Raw genomic sequence first — 18,768 nt, 5'->3', positions numbered from 1 at the left:
CTTGCAGCTACTTCAAATCATGAATTGGCGTCGTTGCAATTGCAACGTTTGTGGGCGGTCTCCAAAAGTGACCGTGGGAAATAATGTGTGAGTTTTGCCTGGCTTGCCCCTGTCACTGCTCGTCGGCTCCGCGGCAAGGCCCTTCGGGCACTCCGGCCCCCTTCGCACCGGCGGCGCTGTGTCGCTGATGTGTGGCTCGGTGCGTCGTCTTGGAGCCCGCCCTGGCCCCGCCGCCCTCCAATCCTGCTTCGCCAATTTCGCATGCAATTCCCTTTTCGCTATTTCAAAGTTTGAATTCATATCGGCGGAATTGCAACGTTTCTGGGCTTTGTTGAAAGTTCATTCAATCGAATTGCATGCGAAATTTGGAGAGGGGCACGTTGTTGGGGTGCGGTGGGGTGTTGGTGCGCGAAATTGTTCGCCCTGCTCGTCGTGTTGGTGGCGGAAGCGGTACAAAGTTCTCCCTGCATGCGAAAAATGGGCCAAAATCGGCGTTTTGGGGCTCGCTGGGAGAGTTTTGTACCGGGTGGGCCTGCCAAGGCCGCTTGCTGGGAGAGTTTTGTACCGGGTGGGCCGCCGAGCCGGGCGTGCTGGGAGAGTTTTGTACCGGGTGGGCCTGCCAAGGCCGCTTGCTGGGAGAGTTTTGTACCGGAAGTGGCACCGCATGCGGGATAAAGTTCTCCCTGCTCGGGTTGTTGGTGGCGGAAGCGGTACAAAGTTCTCCCTGCATGCGAAAAGTGGGCCGAAATCGGCGTTTTGGGGCTTGCTGGGAGAGTTTTGTACCGGGTGGGCCGCCGAGCCGGGTAGCAGGGCGAGTTTTGTCTCGCTGAAAGCCAGATGCGGCTTGCATAGGGCCTTTCTCGCGCCCATCGCCCCGCCCATCGACGCCGCTGTTATGCGCTGCCGATACGCGTGGGCCCGGTGGCCATGCCCAACCGGCCAGCGGGAACCGCATCCCGGATCCGTCGGTTATGCGTTCGTTGCCCCACGCAAACCGCCCGCCCACGCGTCATGCGCGGGCGGGCGGCAACGCAAGCATCAGCAAGCAACGCAAGCAGTGCAAACGACTTAAGGCCGCAAACAGTGCAACCGTCGCAGACTCACTTCTTCTCGAGCGTCACTCGGTACACGTTGGTCTCGCGCAGCTGGAAGCCGGCGCGCTGGTAGAGGCGGTTCGCGGCCTCGCGCGAGGGGCGCGAGGTGAGGTCGACGGTGCGGGCGCCGATCTTCTGGGCGTGCTCAATCGCGGCGACGACGAGGGACTGGCCGGCTCCCTGGCCGCGGGCGCCCTCGTCGACGACGACGTCCTCGACCCACGCGCGCACGCCCGTGGGGATTTCGAAGGTGGCCAGCGACAGCATGCCGAGGATCGGGTGGTTGCCTTCCGCGTCAGCGGTGTCGGGGCGGAACACGAAGAGGTGTACGCCGGACTGGGCGAGGAAGCGCTCCACGTCGGCCTCGCTCATGGGGGCGGCTGAGCGGGAGAGCTGGGGGATCAGGCGCCCCATGGCCTCGTGGATTTCGGGCGTGGCGGCGGTGATGAGTTCGACGGTCATGTTTCTCCTAACGTTAGGTCCAATTGTAACGGTACGGGGCAGTGAACCAGCGTGATTGGCTGATATACGGGATGTGTGACCGCCGGTGATGAGCGATAGATGAGGGCGACTGTGGTCGTGTGCGAGGGGTGCCTTCGTCTGTGCTGGCACCGCATCTGGTTGAGTACGAGGCCCGGGCGGTGCCCGGCCTACGCGCGCTCGAGGAGGAGGGCGACCTCGGCGTGGGTCGTGTGTGGGAACATGTCGAAGATGCGGCCCTCGATGGGGCGCAGCGTGGGCATGGCCGCCAGGTCCGTGGCCAGCGATGCGGGGTTGCACGAGGAGTAGATGACGCGGGGCGCGTCGCACTCGTTCAGGTAGGCGGCCAGGTCGGCTCCGATGCCTCGGCGCGGCGGGTTCACGACGATGACGTCGGGTACGTCCTCGGGTGCTTGGGCGCGCGCCCACGAGGTCGCGTCGTCCGCGATGAAGGTCGCGCGCGAGCGCGACAGGCCCGCGTGGCGTGCGGCGCTGATCGCCGAGGAGATCGCCCCGGAGGACACCTCGACGCCGGTGACGCGCGGGAATCCGGCGCGCGCGGCAGCGAGGGCGAAGCCTCCGACGCCGCAGTACAGGTCCCACAGGCTCTCGGGCAGACGTCCGTCGGCGAAGGGACGCGACGCCCACACTGAGGCCTGCTCGTACAGCGCGGAGGCGACGTGTGCGTTGGTCTGCGCGAAAGAACGAGGCCCCAGCTCGAGCCCCTCCACGGACAGCGGCAGTGTGCGTGCGCGCGTCAGGATGATCTCGTCGGGGCCTTCCACGATGGCCTCGTGCGTGGGGTGGATGTTCGCGGTGACGACGTGGGCGGCCGGCACGAGGTCGCGCAGCAGCGGCAGCGCCGAGCGGATGTCGGAGACGCGGTCGCGCGTGCGCAGGACGAAGCGGATCATCAGCCGCTCGCCCTCGCCCACGGTGATGAGGATGTTCTTGAGTTCCCCGCGCTTGGTGGGAACGTCGTAGGGGGTGAGGTTCAGGGATCGGATGAAGCGCTTGAGGCCGGGGGTCGCGCGGTTGATCGCCGGGTGCTGGATGGGGCAGCCGGGCAGGTCGACGCCGCGGCGGTCGGGTCCGAGGATGCCGAGGGTGGGGCGGCGTCGGCTTCCTCCGACGACGAGCTTTGCGCTCGTGCGGAAGCCCTTCTCGGGGGACGAGGCCGGGGCCAGCCAGGAGATTTCGCCGGCTCCCGGGACGGGGGAGAGGGTGGCTGCGACGGCCTCGGCCTTATCCGCGAGCTGACGCTCGTAGGGCTGGTCGAGGAGGGTGCAGGACCGGCAGGTTCCGGCATCGAAGTGGTCGCAGCGCATCCCTCAAGTGTAAGTGGGGGCGGGGCGCGTCGTCAGCTGCGCCCCGCCCCCACCTGTGGTGGTTATGCCCACGCGGTGATTAGGCCTTGGCAGCGCGTGAGCGGCGGATGAACGCCGTGCCTGCTCCCGCGGCGATCAGCGCGGCTGCTGCGAAGAGCAGCGCGTTGGTGCCGGTGCGGGCCAGGCCGCCCTTGCCGCCCTGTTCGGGGGCGGGGGCCGGGGCCGCGGAGGGCTGGGAGCTCGGAGCGGCGCTCGGATCACCGGACGGGGCCGGCGCGGTGGGCGCGGTGACCGTCAGCGGCGCGGTCGCGGAGACGGCCGGCGAGGCGGACTCGGCGACGACCGTGTGGTCGCCGGCCTCGGTGGCGGCGGGGACCGTCACCTCGGCGGTGAAGTTGCCGCTGGCGTCCGTGGTGGCCGTGCCGACCTCGACGGGCTCAGAGTGCAGCGTGAGCGTCACGGTGGACTCGGGCGCGAAGCCCGTGCCCTTCACGGTGACGGGCTTGCCAGCCTCGACGGTCGACGGCTCGACGGAGAGCGCGGGGGTCGAGAACTTCTCGGCCTTGACGGTGACCGACTTGACGGTCGTGTCCTTGCCGAAGCCCTTCAGCACGTATGCCGGGTTGTCGTACTCGAGGGTGGCGCGAGCGGTCTGGTTCGGGCCGATCGTGAAGGGCCCGACGCCCGCCTTCAGGTCGGCGACGGTCAGGCCCTTGATGGTCTGGCCCGCGACGGTGACCTTGTACTTCGCGTAGGAGTCCGTGAAGCCCTCGGTATCGAAGGAGACGGTCACGCCCGAGGCGACCTTGTCGCCCGAGGTGATGGATGCCGTGAAGCTGGTCTCGCCGGTCTTGGGGGTGGGTGCCTTGAACTTTTCGAGGCTGGAGGCGGGGATCGTGGTCGCCTGCTCGCCGATGGTGGTCAGGCCGGTGGGCACGTAGTTGGGGGTGCCGTTCGTGGTGACCGTGACGACGGGGAGGATCTCGTCGGGCTGTGCGGGCAGGGTGATGACGAGGTCGTTGCCCTCGACCTTGTAGGTCAGAGCCGCGTCGGAGCCGTCGAGCTTCACCGAGGCGATGTCGTTGGCACCGGCGCCGCGAAGCGTGATCGTGCCGTCGGCCGGCCACTTCTCGATGCCCAGGTAGATGTGGGAGTCATCGACCATGGTCTTGCCCCAGGTCTCGATGGGGTAGTGGGTCGGGCGCGAGTTGCCAAGGATACCGGGGTGTGCGCGGTTCCAGTCGCCGATGCCCTTGAGGACGGAGGCGTCCCACGGGTCGTAGGAGCCGTCGAACTTCGGGCCGACGTTGAAGAGGAACTGGCCGCCCAGGGCCACGGTCGAGAACATGTTGCCCACGATCTCGGTGGTCTTGATGTGGGCGCCGCCGGGGGCCTTACGCAGGGCCGTCGTGTTGTCGACCTGCTGGATGTGGTCCCATTCTTCCTCGGTGTAGTCCGGGTAGCCGGTGTCCTTGTAGGTGGGGGCGGCGTCGTCCCAGTTGGCGTAGCCCCAGGTCTTGTGGAAGATCGAGACGGCTGACTCCCAGGGGCCCTGGGTCTGCTCGGACTGCATCTCGTTGTCCCAGCCGACCTCGAAGTCCGCGCGGTCGTTACCCACGCGCGAGTTGATCATGATGTTCGGCTGGAGCTCGTGGGCCCATGTACGCAGCTGGTCGGACTGCTCTTTGTTGGGCTTGCCCATGTCGTACCAGAGCTCGGAGATTTCGCCGTACTTGCCGCCGAGGAGCTCCTTGAGCTGGGCATGGATGTAGTCCATGTAGCCCGCTTCATCCAGGGTGTTGGCGTTCGTCCAGGGGTCCTCGGGCTGCTTCTCCCAGTCGATGTTGGAGAAGTAGAGGCCGAACTTGATGCCGACCTTCTGGCAGGCCTGCGACAGTTCGAGGATCGGGTCGCGGTGGGAGGGTGACTGCTTCGTGAAGCTGTAGTCGGTCGTGGCCGTGTCCCACATGGCGAAGCCGTCGTGGTGCTTGGAGGTGATGAGCAGCATCTTCATGCCGCTGTCCTTGGCCTGCTGGCACCACGCGGTCGCGTCGAAGTTGGGGGCCTCGAAAGTCTGGGCGGTGGCCAGGTATTCCTCGCGGGGGATGCCTTGCAGCGGGATTCGCTGGTCCCAGGTCTGCTGGTGGCCCCACGCCTTGATCTGCTCGGGGTAGCCGACTTCCTGCTTCTGGCCCTTGTACCAGCCTGCGTAGGAGGAGTAGACGCCCCAGTGGATGAACATGGCGTACTTCATGTCCTGCCACTGCGCGACCTTCGCCTCGCTGGAGGCGGGCACGGCTGCGGGGATCGCGTAGCGCGCGTCGTAGGTGGTCTGGGGGGCGGTGGTGCCCGACTGGGTGCCGTCGGCTGCTGGCGTGTCGGCCAAAGCGGGACCTGCCATTCCTAGTGTCAGTAGGCCGGCGAGGAGGCTGCCAGCCAGTCGTTTCGTGATGCGCATCAAGTCTCCATTGATTGACGGGGCTCTCAGTCGTTGAGAGCGTTTCTAGTTTGCCAGAGGAGGGGTGTGGTGTGCCACTTTCAGGTTTCGCAAAAACTTACGATGGGCTTTTGCTTGGCTTACGAATGGTTGACGCTGTGCATGTTTTGGTGCCAGCGGGCTGTGTTGTGCCTTGTCATGTCGGGATGGAATAAAAGTCTGAAAAGATAGTTGAGTACATCAGACTCAAGTTTTGAGTGGCTCATACCGAGGAGGTTTTGGTAGGGAATAAAATCCAAGCCTCCAAGGTTGAGTACATCAGACTCAGGTTTGAGAGCTACGGGTTGCGGAATAAAAACCCGGCTCCTAAAGTTGAGTACATCAGACTCAAGGATGTGTCGGGAGCTCCCGGCACCACATAGACCACACAGACCAACGCAAGCCGCTCCGGAAGCGGAGACGGCCTAGCGAATGAAAGGACAACAACCATGGCACGTGCAGTCGGTATCGACCTCGGCACCACCAACTCCGCTATCGCCGTCCTCGAAGGCGGCGAGCCCACCATCATCCCGAACGCTGAAGGCGCTCGTACGACCCCCTCGGTCGTCGCCTTCTCCAAGACCGGCGAGGTCCTGGTTGGCGAGATCGCCAAGCGTCAGGCGGTCACCAACGTTGACCGCACCATCTCCTCCGTCAAGCGCCACATGGGCACCGACTGGACCACGGAGATCGACGGCAAGAAGTACACCGCGCAGGAAATCTCCGCGCGTATCCTCCAGAAGCTGAAGAGGGACGCCGAGGCCTACCTGGGTGAGCCCGTCACCGAGGCCGTCATTACGGTTCCCGCCTACTTCAACGACGCGCAGCGTCAGGCCACCAAGGACGCCGGACAGATCGCCGGCCTCAAGGTCGAGCGCATCGTCAACGAGCCCACCGCCGCGGCTCTGGCCTACGGCCTCGAAAAGGGCAAGGAAGACGAGCTCATCCTGGTCTTCGACCTCGGTGGCGGCACGTTCGACGTGTCCCTCCTCGAGGTGGGCAAGGATGACGACGGCTTCTCCACCATTCAGGTGCGCGCCACCTCCGGTGACAACCATCTGGGCGGCGACGACTGGGATCAGCGCATCGTCAACTGGCTGATCGACCAGGTCAAGGCCAAGACCGGCGCCGACCTGTCCAAGGACGCGGTCGCCCTCCAGCGCCTGAAGGAAGCTGCCGAGCAGGCGAAGAAGGAGCTGTCCTCCGCGACCTCCACGAACATCTCGCTGCAGTACCTGTCCATGACTGCCGATGGCCCCATCCACCTGGATGAGACCCTCACGCGCGCCAAGTTCGAGGAACTGACCGCGGACCTGCTCGAGCGCACCAAGAAGCCCTTCCGTGACGTCATGGCCGAGGCCGGCGTGACCGTCTCCGAGATCGACCACGTCGTTCTCGTTGGTGGTTCCACCCGTATGCCCGCCGTTACCGAGGTCGTCAAGGAGCTCACCGGCGGTCGCGAGCCCAACAAGGGCGTCAACCCCGATGAGGTCGTCGCCGTGGGCGCTGCCCTGCAGGCCGGCGTCATCCAGGGTGACCGCAAGGACGTCCTGCTCATCGACGTGACCCCCCTGTCGCTCGGCATCGAGACCAAGGGTGGCGTCATGACGAAGCTCATCGATCGCAACACCGCGATCCCGACCAAGGCCTCGGAGATCTTCTCCACCGCCGAGGATGGCCAGCCCTCCGTGCTCATCCAGGTCTACCAGGGCGAGCGTGAGTTCGCCCGCGACAACAAGCTGCTCGGCACCTTCGAGCTGTCCGGCATCGCGCCGGCTCCCCGTGGTGTCCCGCAGATTGAGGTCACCTTCGACATCGACGCGAACGGTATCGTTCACGTCTCCGCGAAGGACCGCGGCACCGGCAAGGAGCAGTCGGTGACGATCACCGGTGGTTCCTCCCTGCCCAAGGAGGACATCGACCGCATGGTGCGCGAGGCCGAGGAGCACGCCGCCGAGGACAAGAAGCGCCGCGAAGAGGCCGATGTTCGCAACCAGGCTGAGCAGGCCGTCTACTCGACGGAGAAGCTGCTCAAGGACGAGGCCGACAAGATCTCCGAGGAGACCCGCGAGGCCGTCCAGAAGGATGTCGACGCCGTCAAGGAAGCCCTCAAGGGTGACGACATCGAGGCCGTGAAGACCGCGATGGCGACCCTGTCCGAGTCCGGCATGAAGATCGGTCAGGAGATCTATGCCAAGCAGCAGGCCGACGAGGCCGCGGCGCAGTCCGCTCCTGCCCAGGACGATGTCGTGGACGCCGAGATCGTTGACGAGGATGACAAGTGAGCACCGAAGAAACCAACGGTTTCTCGGCGCCCAACGAAGACGCCAACGTCGCCGGGGCCGACTCTGTCGAGTCGGCCCCGGCCGGCCAGGCGGCCGAGAACAACGACGCCGCACCCGGTGCGGATGACGTAGCCCAGGCCTCGTCCGAGGCTTCGGTCGACGACATGAGTGCCTTCGAGGAACAGATTGAGGACTCTGACCTCGCCAAGGCCCTCGAGCGCATCGCGGCCGTCGAGGATCAGCTGGCCCGCGCCAACGCGGAGCTGTACAACCAGGGCCAGGAGTACGCCAACTACGTGCGTCGCTCCAAGGAGGCCATCCCCGGTCACAAGACCGCCGGCCAGGACGAGGTCATCGAGTCGCTCATCAGCGTTCTCGACGACATCGCCGCCGCCCGTGCGCACGGCGACCTGGAGGACGGTCCCTTTGCGTCGATCGCCACGAAGCTCGAGGAGACGCTCAAGACGCGCTTCGAGCTGGAGCGCTACGGCGCCGAGGGCGACGACTTCGATCCGGCCCTGCATGACGCCCTGATGGCGACGACCAGCGCGGACGTCGATCATCCCGTCATCGGGCAGGTGCTCACCAGTGGCTATCGCCGCGGAGACCGCGTGGTGCGCGCCGCGAAGGTGCTGGTGAACAACCCTGAATAACAGCAACAACACGCTCGTGACTGAAAGTGAGGTGAAACGCGCGTGAGTGAACAAGAATGGTTCTCGAAGGACTTCTACAAGGTCCTGGGAGTCGATAAGAAGGCGGATAAGAAGGCCATTACGAAGGCCTACCGCAAGCTGGCGCGGCAGTGGCACCCGGATCAGAACCCGGGCGACAAGGCGGCCGAAGCCAAGTTCAAGGAAATTGGCGAGGCATACGCGGTCCTGTCTAACGATGAGGATCGCAAGCGCTACGACGCGATTCGCGCGATGGCCGGCGGTGGAGCTCGATTCTCCGCCGGATCCGGCGGCACCGGTGGCTTCGAGGACCTCTTCGGCGGCTTCAGCGGTGGCGGTTTTGGGGGCGGCGGCCACAACGTGCGCTTCCAGACCTCCGGCATGCCCGGCGGCGGCGCTGGTTTCGAGGACATCCTCTCCGGCCTCTTCGGTGGTGGCGGCGGTGCAGGCGCCCGATTTGGGGGTGACCCCTTCGGTTCGTCCTTCGGTGCGGGCGGTCACGCCCAGCAGGCGGCCCCGGCCCCCGAAAAGGGTGGAACGGTGCGCGCGAAGCTGTCCATCTCCTTCCGTCAGGCCCTCAACGGTGCGACGCTGACCATCAAGGTTGGCGGCTCCCCGATCAAGGTCCGCATTCCCGCGGGCATCAAGGACGGGCAGAAGGTTCGCGTGAAGGGCCACGGCAAGCCCGGCGTCAACGGCGGTCCCGCTGGTGACCTCGAGGTCGCCGTGACCGTCAAGCCGCACCCCGTGTACACGCGCGAAGGAAACGACCTGGTTGTGACACTGCCGGTGACCGTCTCCGAGGCAATCCTCGGCACCGTCGTCGACGTGCCCATGATCGACGGCAACACGGCCACGGTGAAGGTGCCCGCAGGGTCCTCCTCGGGCACTGAGATTCGCGTGCGCGGCGGGGGAGTGAAGACCTCCAAGGCGACCGGCGATCTCATTGCCCGCGTGGCCATCCGCGTCCCCGAGAAGCCGAGCCGCGAGCTGAAGAAGCTCGCGAAGGAGCTGGCGGCGGCCGAGGGCGACCTCGACGTGCGCGCTTCCCTCGCCGAGGCCTCGGAGGAGTAAGCGATGGCGAGCACTGGAACGGACGACGCGGTGACGTTCGTCATCTCGGTTGCGGCCGAGCTGGCGGGCATGCACCCGCAGACCCTGCGCCAGTACGACCGACTCGGCCTGGTGATCCCCGCCCGCACCAAAGGGCGGGGTCGCCGCTACACGAAACGCGACGTGCAGCGCCTGCGCGACGTGCAGCGGATGAGCCAGGAAGAGGGCATCAACCTCGCAGGAATCCGACGCATCCTCGAGCTCGAGCGCCGCGTCGAGGCCCTGGAAGAGGAACGGGACGCCCTGCGCGACGCGGTCACGGCCGCTGAAGCCAGGCGCAATCGAGTGTTTGCTGCGTCCGCGGACGGTCAGGTCATGCCACTACAGCGAGGCCAGCGGCCGTGGGATCGCACGTCACGGCGAACGAATGGCTCCGGTGGCTCCCTCACCGTGTGGAGCCCTGTGCGCGCTCTTGCTGCGCTCGCGGCCGCCCAGACGTCGGCGCGCTCGGAGCTTCCGGCGCCGCCGCCTTCGAAGGCGCGCAACGTCATCGAGGGGACGCTCGTCCCCCAGCGGTAACCCGCATCGCTCTTGTCAGTAGGGCGCTGAGAAGGCTGCATCGGTTCTCAGTGGCACGACGCTGAGAAGGCTGCATCGGTTCTCAGCGGCACGACGCTGAGAGAGGCGCATTGGTCCTCAGTGGCACGACACTGAGACATAAAGGACTGCGGGACCCATCCAGTGGATGGGTCCCGCAGCATATTCGATCGAGAATCCGGGGGCACACAGGATTCCCGACCGAAGCCTGGAACAGGCGGCAGGCTTGCGCCCGCTGAACATAGTTTTACCAGGTCACGGTGGGTTTCGGTAGTCGATTTTTGGGGTGTTCGTCGCTTGGGGCAAACGTGCAGGGGGCGTAGGAAAAATGTGCGTCTGATTCGTAACTCTTTTTCTGAAATACCCTCTGACCTGCAAGTTTATCGACGATGAGGTGTTTTCCTTGAAAATGCTGAGATCTTGGGCTGCTCGGGCGGTGTTGTCGGGCGGCTGAGCGGTCGAAATAAACCGCCGAGCAATATCGATGCCATCACACAGAAATGGCGTATGTAACGTCAGTATGCAATGCGTAACTATCTGCGCAGGTCGGGGACACATCCGCGTGTCGCGCGAGGACAGCCACCCTCTCGGTGGTCCCCGGCCTCGTCCTGGTGGGGGAGGCCGATATGCGTCGGCGACGCGGCCAGCACCCCGCATGCGTTAACGTGGATACATGACGAATTCTTCGCATCACCTGTCGGTGCGCTCTCGCCTGGCTATGGCTGCAGGCGGGGCTGCCCGCTTCGCGTCCCGGGCCCTTGGGCGCGGTTCTGGCGGCATGATTGGCGGCGAGGTCGCGCTGCGTATCTCCCCGAAGCTCCTCAAGGAGTTGGCCGCCCCTTGTTCATCCGTGATCGTCACCGGCACGAACGGCAAGTCGACGACAACGCGCATGGTGCGTGCGGCGCTCGAAAGCGCTGGTCGTGTCGCCTCGAACATCAACGGCGACAACATGACGTCGGGCGTCCTCACGGCTCTCATGCAGGGCAAGGGTGCGACGCGTGCCGCCCTCGAAGTCGACGAGATGCACGTCCCCGCCGTTGCGGCCGACGTGGATCCGGCCGTCTTCGTCTACCTCAACCTCTCGCGCGACCAGCTTGATCGTGTGGGGGAGATCGGAGCGGTGGAGCGTCGCCTGCGCGAGGGGGCCTCGGCTCATCCGGACGCCGTCGTCGTCGCGAACTGCGATGACCCCCTCATCGCCTCGGCCGCCGCCGACAATCCGAACGTCGTGTGGGTCGCAGCCGGTGGAGGATGGGGTGGTGACTCTGCCGCGTATCCGCGCGGTGGGCGTGTTGTCCGCTCCGGTGACGACTGGCATCTGATCCCCGCATTCGAGGGGGAGGAACTGCCGGAACTGACGAGCCGTCCGCAGCCCGAGTGGTGGCTCGAGGAGGTTGAGCTCTCCCCCGAAGGGCCGCGTGCGACGCTGCGCGGACCGGACGGCATCAGCGTCCCCCTTAACCTGTTGCTTCCCGGGCGCGCGAACCTCGGCAACGCAGCGCAGGCGGTCGCCGCAGCGGTCGCCATGGGTATCGACCCGGCTGTCGCGGCAGCCGCCGTCAGCGGCGTCACCGAGGTCGCCGGGCGCTACTCCGTGCACGACGTCAACGGGCGCCGTGCCCGTCTGATGCTGGCGAAGAACCCGGCAGGATGGCAGGAAGCCATGACGATGATCGACCCGCGCGTCGATCAGGTCGTCATCGGCGTCAACGGCCAGGTTCCCGACGGCCAGGACCTCTCCTGGCTGTGGGACGTCGACTTCTCCGCCGTGAAGCGCGAGGGGCGTCGCGTTGTCGCCTGCGGTGAGCGCGGTGCCGACCTTGCTGTGCGCCTCGAATACGCGGGCGTGCACTGCGACCTCGTCCCGCTGCCCATGGATGCCTTGGCGCTCTGCGAGCCGGGCCGCGTCGAGATACTCCTCAACTACACGGCCATGCGCGACTTCAAGGTCCTGCTCGATCGAAAGGAAGGCACGCGATGAGCGCCTCCACGCTGCGAATCGGCGTCCTCATGCCCGAGGTGCTGGGTACCTACGGTGACAGCGGCAATGCGCTGATTCTCGCCGAACGCGCCCGCAGGCGCGGCATCGACGCCGAGGTCGTCCACGTTGGGCTCACCGAGGAGATCCCTGACAGCCTCGACATCTACACGCTCGGCGGCGGCGAGGACACCGCTCAGGCGCTCGCTGCCGACAAGTTCCGCCGCACCTCGGGCCTCGCCCGCGCCCTCGATGCGGGCCGCCCGCTCCTAGCGATCTGCGCATCCCTGCAGGTCCTCGGCCACTGGTACGAGGATGCGCGCGGCGCTCGCGTGCCGGGCATGGGCGTCCTCGACATCACGACCGAGCCTCAGGGGCACCGGGCCATCGGCGAGCTCGTCTGTGAGCCCGTTCTCGACGGCCTCACGCAGACTCTGACGGGCTTTGAAAATCACGGGGGCGGTACCGTCCTCGGCCCCGATGCGGCCCCGCTGGGACGCGTCCTGTCCGGCGTCGGCAACGGCACGCCTCGCGGCACGACCCCACCCGAGGTGCGCTACGACGGCGCCGTCCAGGGGTCCATCATCGCGACCTATATGCACGGCCCTGCTCTCGCGCGTAATCCGGAGCTGGCGGACCTGCTGCTGCAGCGCGCCACGGGGTCTGCGCTAGAACCTCTCGAGGTCCCCGGTGTTGCCCAGCTGCGCGCCGAGCGCCTGCGCATCGTTCACGAGGCCCGATGACGCCGTCGGGGCCCGCGCTGAGCCCCTGCGTTGCTATGCTGGCACAAACGAATTCCTAGGAAGGATTTCCTCATGTCGAACCCCAGGCCTTACGGAGCTTCCGGCGAGCAGGGCACCCCCTGGCCGCAGTACGGACAAGATGGTGCGAACGGCGCGATGCCTCCTCAGGGTGCCTATCCGGGTGCCGGTTACGGCGGCCCCGCGGTCATGCCCATCATGAAGCTGCCCAGTCGGGCTCCCGGCACGATCATGATCGTCCTCGGCCTGCTGATGATGCTGATCATCGCCCCGGTCATCTTCGCTGTGGTCGCTTTCTCAGGCGTCAACACGGAAACGCCCGAGAATGTGAACGCTGTCAGCATTACCAATGGCGGGACCGTCGAGGTTGGCGCCAACGGACAGTACACGATCCTCCTCGGTGACGCCGAGGCAACGTCGTGCACGATGACGGACACGGATGGCGACGTCTACGATATGCATACGTTCGCAGGGGTCAACAACTACTACACGGCCACGGATCTGCCCGCGGGTACCTACCGCATCGACTGTGAGGGTCTGCCTGCGGGGGCCGACATTGCGGGCATGGATGTCAGCGCCGGTGACGTCACCAAGTCGGGGACGAACGGCCTCATTTGGTCCACGGTCGTCGGCGTCGGCGGCACGGTCATCATGATCATCGGCATCGTGCTCGTGGTGAAAGCCAACGGCAGGCGCCGAGAGATTCAACAGCAGGCGATGATGTCGGCTATCGGATGACAGCAGTTCGCGCGTGAGGGGGCGAGGCCCCGGAGGATCTCCGGCCTCGCCCCTTTGCTGCACCGACACCACCACGAGGAAGGATGTCATGCACACCCTGTCTTTCACGGGCGAACGTCAGGTGCGTTTCCCCGCCCCCGACGTCGCGCGCGGCTTCATGCTCGCGCTCATTGCGCTGGCAAATGTGCCCTTCTGGCTGCGCTATTTTCCGGACGCGCCGCACGCGGGCGAGGCGGCGCTGGCGGCCATGAACGACGCCGATCAGTGGTGGTACCTGGTGCGAACCCTGTTCGTGGACCGTCGCGCGTATCCGCTGTTTTCGATTCTGTTCGGCTTTGGTATGGCGATCATGGCCTCGCGCACGATCGAGCGCGAGCGCCGCGTCGCGATGGATGCGATTCTCCCCGAGTTGAGCGCCGGGTGGAATCCTCTCCAGCGGGAGATTGTCCGTGACGCTGTTGAGCGTCGTGCGCGCCGCGCGGCCGCGCGCCTGATTCGCCGCCGTGGCTGGTGGATGCTGGCGTTCGGCCTGGTGCATGGGATCTTCTTCGCGGGTGACATTATCGGCGCGTACGGTCTCGTGGCGGTCATTTTCGCCGAGGTTATCGTTATGAGGCGCGCGTGGCTGCGCGTACTGATCGGCGCGATCATCGCCTCCTTGAGCATGCTCGGGATTTGGTCGATGGCGGCGATGGCGGGGCGCGAGCCGATGGTGTTTGAGTTCCACGATCCCGTACAGCTGGATGCGGGGTATCCGCTGGTATCGCTTGCCTCCTGGCTTATCGCGACGCCGATGACTGTCCTGACGGCGCTCGTGGTCCCCTGCGTCATGATTGGCGTGGGAGTTGCGCGCTGGGGCCTCCTGCAGGATCCGCGTGGGCGTGGTGCGCTCTTGGCAGGGATCGCGTGTGGTGGCCTGTTGATCGGCGCGCTGGGGGCCGTTCCCTTCGCCCTCATGCAGCTGGACTGGGCTTTTGCCGGGTCGGCGTCCTGGTCGTATCCGCTCTTCCATGCCTCCGGCGTCGCGGGAGCCTGCGGCTGGCTGGCGCTGCTCGCGCTCGTAGGAGGCGGGCCACGCGAGAATCTCGGCTCGGTGTGCGCGTTCCTGAGCGCGATCGGCCGACGCTCGATGACCGCCTACCTGTCACAGACGCTGCTCTTTATTTTTATGTGCGGCGTGCTTGGCGCGTTCGGCGTACGTGTCCTGGGTGTGGCGGTGTCCGGCCTGATCGCTCTGGGGGTCTGGGCGCTGATTGGGTTCGGTTGCGTGCTTGCCGAGGTCGCGGGATCCTCGCGCGGTCCCGCGGAGTGGGCGCTGCGTTGGCTGGTTGCCAAGACGGCGAGGCCTCTGCCGCTGCCCGCCCTGGCTCTCGCATTCCCTGTGGCTCCGGTAGGAGCCGAGGGGCAGTGCCGGGACTGACCCTGTTTGGCGTCTCTCATGCCGCCTGCCGTGTACTGAAGGGATTTCCGAGGATTCTCCGGGCTCAATCAATACAAATTGGTCTATTTAGTAGAAACCTTTGCATTCTGCAAGAGCTAATTGCAAATGTGATCAAGAATACAAATGAAAAATAGTTGCGCCATGCCCCCCGGGTGAGCTGCGACGATGGTGCGGCGATGTCGCAGTGGTGGCGTTCGGCGGCAACGCAAAAGCCTTGGGGGCATTGGTTTTTCGCGGTTTCTACGCTACTGTGAAAGCACCAAGACACGTGCTGGTAACACGATGAGGTGAGCGGAGGAGGCGCCAATGGAAATGCATGTGCAGACCATCGTGGGGGGCGGTCGGCGCACTCTCGCCCCGTCTGTAGCGACGCAGTGGCGCGTCAATGAACATCGGCACGAATAGGGGAACATCATGGGCTGGCTATGGCGGGCGGATGCCGACGGAGGAGCCGACGGTGAGGAGACGCCTCGCCGCCGCAATCTGCCGGACGATACCGCCTCTGATATGGAACAATGGGGAGGTAGCAAAGCAGCACCTCCGGAAGGAATTGTCACGGGTAATTCGGAGTTTGAAGCCAATCGTTTCGATATGGTTCGCCCCATCACGCAGGAGCGCTTGGGCCTCCTGTTCGACTCTGAGGGATGGACGTGGCGTATCGATAACGACGGGGATCTCTGCGGTTTGTGGGAAGGGCATCTGTTCTGCTTCCGCTTCCTCGGTGACTCTCGCGAGGTGCTGTCGATCGTTGCGTTCATGAAGAGCCTTGTGCCGATTGAATTCGGTGAGGATCTGCGTGACTTCCTGCAGGCCTGGCACGGCGAGTTCCTCTGGCCGAAGGCGTACGTCGCTGACCAGGACGAGGGTGACCGTGTCGTCGCCGAGGTGAATGCTGACTACGAGTATGGTGCGACGGATGCGCAGCTCGTTCAGCAGGTGATGTGCGCGCTCGCGACGACCCTGCAGCTATTCCGTGCGCTTGAGGAGCGCTACGGTCTCGATGGGGACGAGGGGCCTGGTCCATCCGGTGGGCATCAGCGCGGCTTTGATGGCCCCGCCTGGCTTCCAGAGAACTGAGTCACATCCTCCTGAGATTCGAAGTTGAGTGGAATAGACTCAACTTTGGCTTCGTTGTGTCTGTCAGAAGGCGTCGAGTGGATCGGCGCCACCAGACAAACCATTTGGAGGAGTAATTTCATGGCACGTGAAATGACAACAAAGGCGCAGGAGGCCGTCTCCTCTGCGCTCGCGGCTGCAGGTGCGGCCGGTAACCCGCAGGTGGAGCCCATCCACCTGCTCGAAGCTCTGATTGAGCAGCGTGAAGGCATCGCGCTCTCCCTTCTCGAGGCTGTTGGCGCCGACGTGCGCGCAATCGGTGCGCGCACCCGCAACGCCCTCGTGGCGCTGCCGAGCGCGCAGGGCGCGTCCACGGGAAACGCGCAGCCCTCGAACGCGCTGCTCGCGATCGTTCGCGACGCTGGAGAGCGCGCCGAGGCCGGCGGTGACCAGTACATCTCGACCGAGCACCTGCTCATCGCGCTGGCTGCCTCGCAGACCGAGGCCGGTCGAATCCTTACCCAGGGTGGGGCAAGCGCCGACGCGCTGACGCAGGCTCTCGCGCAGCTGCGCCCCGACCCGATTACCTCGGCGGACCCCGAGGGATCCTTCGAGGCCCTGTCCAAGTACGGCCGCGACCTCACGGAGGTTGCCCGCGAAGGCAAGCTCGACCCGGTCATCGGGCGAGATAACGAGATTCGTCGCGTCATCCAGGTGCTGTCCCGGCGCACCAAGAACAACCCTGTTCTGATCGGTGAGCCTGGCGTCGGTAAGACGGCCGTCGTCGAAGGCCTCGCCCAGCGCATTGTCGCTGGCGATGTCCCCGAGTCCCTGCGCGACAAGCGCCTGGTCTCCCTCGACGTCTCGTCGATGGTCGCCGGCGCGAAGTACCGCGGTGAGTTCGAGGAGCGCCTCAAGGCCGTTCTCGCTGAAATTCAGCGTTCCGACGGTCAGATCATCACCTTCATCGACGAGCTGCACACGGTCGTCGGCGCGGGTGGTGGCTCCGAGGGCGCAATGGATGCCGGCAACATGCTCAAGCCCATGCTTGCCCGCGGTGAACTGCGCATGGTCGGCGCGACCACGCTCGACGAGTACCGCGAGAACATCGAGAAGGACCCCGCGCTGGAGCGTCGCTTCCAGCAGGTGTTCGTCGGTGAGCCCTCGGTCGAGGATACCGTCGCCATCCTGCGTGGCATCGCCCCGAAGTACGAGGCGCACCACAAGGTGACGATCTCCGACGGTGCTCTCGTCGCCGCTGCCACCCTGTCGAACCGCTACATCACGGGCCGACAGCTGCCCGACAAGGCCATTGACCTGATCGACGAGGCCGCCTCTCGCCTGCGCATGGAGCTGGACTCCTCGCCGGTCGAGATCGACGAGCTGCGCCGTAGCGTGGATCGCCTTCGTATGGAGGAGTCCTACCTGACCGAGTCCGATCCGGAGGGTCTCGACGAGGCCACCCAGGATCGTCTGAGCAAGCTGCGCGCTGACCTGGCCGACCGTGAAGAGACGCTGCGTGCGCTCACTGCGCGCTGGGAGGCCGAGAAGGCCGGTCACAACCGCGTCGGTGACCTGCGTGTTCAGCTCGATACGCTGCGCACTCAGCTCGATCTGGCCGTGCGCGAGGGACGCTGGGAAGAGGCTGGCCGCCTCCAGAACGGCGAGATTCCCGCGGTTGAGCGCCAGATCGCCGAGGCCGAAGCGCAGGCTGAGGCCCAGGATGCTCGTGGCGATGAGGAGCCGATGATCGCCGAGAAGGTCGGCCCCGCAGAAATCGCCGAGGTGATCGAAGCGTGGACCGGAATTCCGACGGGTAAGCTCCTGCAAACTGAGACCGACAAGCTTCTGCACATGGAGGACGAGCTCGGAAAGCGCCTCATTGGTCAGAAAGACGCCGTGCGAGCGGTGTCGGACGCGGTCCGTCGTTCGCGCGCGGGGCTGTCCGATCCCAACCGTCCGACCGGTTCGTTCCTGTTCCTCGGCCCGACGGGTGTGGGCAAGACTGAACTGGCGAAGGCGCTCGCGGAGTTCCTCTTCGATGACGAGCGTGCCATGGTGCGCATTGACATGTCGGAGTACTCCGAGAAGCATTCGGTTGCGCGCCTCGTCGGTGCCCCTCCGGGGTACGTGGGCTACGAGCAGGGCGGTCAGCTGACCGAGGCTGTGCGTCGGCGTCCGTATTCTGTCGTCCTTCTGGACGAAGTTGAGAAGGCTGATCCTGAGATTTTCGACATTCTTCTGCAGGTGTTGGATGATGGACGTCTCACGGACGGGCAGGGGCGGACGGTGGACTTCCGAAACACCATCCTGATCCTCACATCGAACCTCGGATCGCAGTTCCTGTCGGACCCCGACTTGACACCCGAAGGAAAGCGGGAGTCTGTCATGTCTGTTGTTCGCTCGGCGTTCCGTCCGGAGTTCCTCAATAGGCTGGATGAGACGGTCATGTTTGACGCGCTTACCCGCGAAAATCTGGGTGAGATCGTCGATCTGCTCGTTGCGTCGCTGGAGTCTCGTCTCCGTGAGCGTCGCATCGGTTTGACAGTAACCGAACCGGCCCGCGGATGGCTCGCTCGCGTGGGCTATGATCCGGCATTCGGTGCCCGTCCGCTGCGTCGCCTGATTCAGCGGGAGATCGGTGATCGACTGGCTGTTCTGCTGCTCGGGGGAGACGTTCAAGATGGTCAGAATGTGACAGTTGACATTAACGACTCCATCGACGGGCTTGTCATGAATGTTGATAAACCCTGAGATTACGCGGTACACTGACTACCAGTGTGTATTTCGGACGCGCGGTATGTGGC

The 18,768-nt window shown here is 65.2% G+C and carries 13 protein-coding genes; 10 read left to right on the top strand and 3 right to left on the bottom strand.

Going from position 1 to position 18,768, the window contains the following annotated elements; translation table 11 throughout:
* Positions 1-1,100: 1,100 nt before the first annotated feature.
* The 3 genes from O3656_RS08800 to O3656_RS08790 all read right to left on the bottom strand — a co-directional run bounded on the left by O3656_RS08800 (position 1,101) and on the right by O3656_RS08790 (position 5,360).
* Positions 1,101-1,556, bottom strand: a complete 456-nt coding sequence (locus O3656_RS08800) for a GNAT family N-acetyltransferase (protein ID WP_500063623.1) — start codon at positions 1,554-1,556, stop codon at positions 1,101-1,103.
* A 188-nt stretch (positions 1,557-1,744) separates the two neighbouring features.
* Positions 1,745-2,902: a class I SAM-dependent methyltransferase gene (locus tag O3656_RS08795; RefSeq protein WP_500063622.1), complete on the bottom strand. Its 1,158-nt coding sequence runs from the start codon at positions 2,900-2,902 to the stop codon at positions 1,745-1,747.
* Positions 2,903-2,981: 79 nt separating this feature from the next.
* Positions 2,982-5,360 (bottom strand): alpha-L-fucosidase, encoded by a 2,379-nt coding sequence (locus O3656_RS08790; RefSeq protein WP_500063620.1) that lies wholly within the window; start codon positions 5,358-5,360, stop codon positions 2,982-2,984.
* A gap of 467 nt (positions 5,361-5,827) precedes the next feature.
* Between O3656_RS08790 and dnaK the strand changes: the two genes are divergently transcribed.
* The 10 genes from dnaK (at position 5,828) to clpB (ending at position 18,715) form a co-directional block, all read left to right on the top strand.
* Complete coding sequence (dnaK, locus tag O3656_RS08785; protein ID WP_016460437.1) at positions 5,828-7,663, top strand: molecular chaperone DnaK; 1,836 nt, start codon at positions 5,828-5,830, stop codon at positions 7,661-7,663.
* Entirely contained in the window at positions 7,660-8,316 is a 657-nt protein-coding gene (locus O3656_RS08780; protein ID WP_500063619.1) for a nucleotide exchange factor GrpE, read from the top strand. Before dnaK ends, O3656_RS08780 begins: the two co-directional genes overlap by 4 nt.
* A gap of 42 nt (positions 8,317-8,358) precedes the next feature.
* Positions 8,359-9,408, top strand: coding sequence for a DnaJ C-terminal domain-containing protein (locus O3656_RS08775; RefSeq protein ID WP_500063618.1), 1,050 nt, complete (start codon positions 8,359-8,361; stop codon positions 9,406-9,408).
* A 3-nt stretch (positions 9,409-9,411) separates the two neighbouring features.
* Positions 9,412-9,966, top strand: coding sequence for a heat shock protein transcriptional repressor HspR (locus O3656_RS08770; protein ID WP_500063617.1), 555 nt, complete (start codon positions 9,412-9,414; stop codon positions 9,964-9,966).
* 691 nt (positions 9,967-10,657) lie between these two features.
* Positions 10,658-11,968 (top strand): Mur ligase family protein, encoded by a 1,311-nt coding sequence (locus O3656_RS08765; RefSeq protein ID WP_500063616.1) that lies wholly within the window; start codon positions 10,658-10,660, stop codon positions 11,966-11,968.
* Positions 11,965-12,708 carry a type 1 glutamine amidotransferase gene (locus O3656_RS08760; protein WP_500063615.1) on the top strand — a complete coding sequence of 248 codons (744 nt, stop codon included), beginning with the start codon at positions 11,965-11,967 and terminating at the stop codon, positions 12,706-12,708. The genes O3656_RS08765 and O3656_RS08760 overlap by 4 nt, the downstream gene beginning before the upstream one ends.
* Before the next feature lie 72 nt (positions 12,709-12,780).
* The gene (locus tag O3656_RS08755) at positions 12,781-13,464 is read left to right on the top strand and encodes a hypothetical protein (RefSeq protein WP_500063614.1); all 684 of its coding nucleotides are present in this window, start codon (positions 12,781-12,783) and stop codon (positions 13,462-13,464) included.
* Between the two features lie 88 nt (positions 13,465-13,552).
* On the top strand, positions 13,553-14,884 hold the full coding sequence (locus tag O3656_RS08750) for a DUF418 domain-containing protein (protein WP_500063613.1): 1,332 nt from the start codon (positions 13,553-13,555) through the stop codon (positions 14,882-14,884).
* Positions 14,885-15,319: 435 nt separating this feature from the next.
* Positions 15,320-15,982, top strand: a complete 663-nt coding sequence (locus O3656_RS08745) for a type III secretion system chaperone family protein (protein ID WP_500063612.1) — start codon at positions 15,320-15,322, stop codon at positions 15,980-15,982.
* Positions 15,983-16,102: 120 nt separating this feature from the next.
* Entirely contained in the window at positions 16,103-18,715 is a 2,613-nt protein-coding gene (gene clpB, locus O3656_RS08740; protein ID WP_500063610.1) for an ATP-dependent chaperone ClpB, read from the top strand.
* Positions 18,716-18,768: the final 53 nt, after the last annotated feature.

Origin of the sequence: Pauljensenia sp. 27098_8_83 (genome assembly GCF_041432695.1) — a bacterium.
Classification (GTDB): domain Bacteria; phylum Actinomycetota; class Actinomycetes; order Actinomycetales; family Actinomycetaceae; genus Pauljensenia.
Note: the sequence above shows the minus strand (reverse complement) of the source record. Positions and strands in the feature narration are given on the sequence as shown.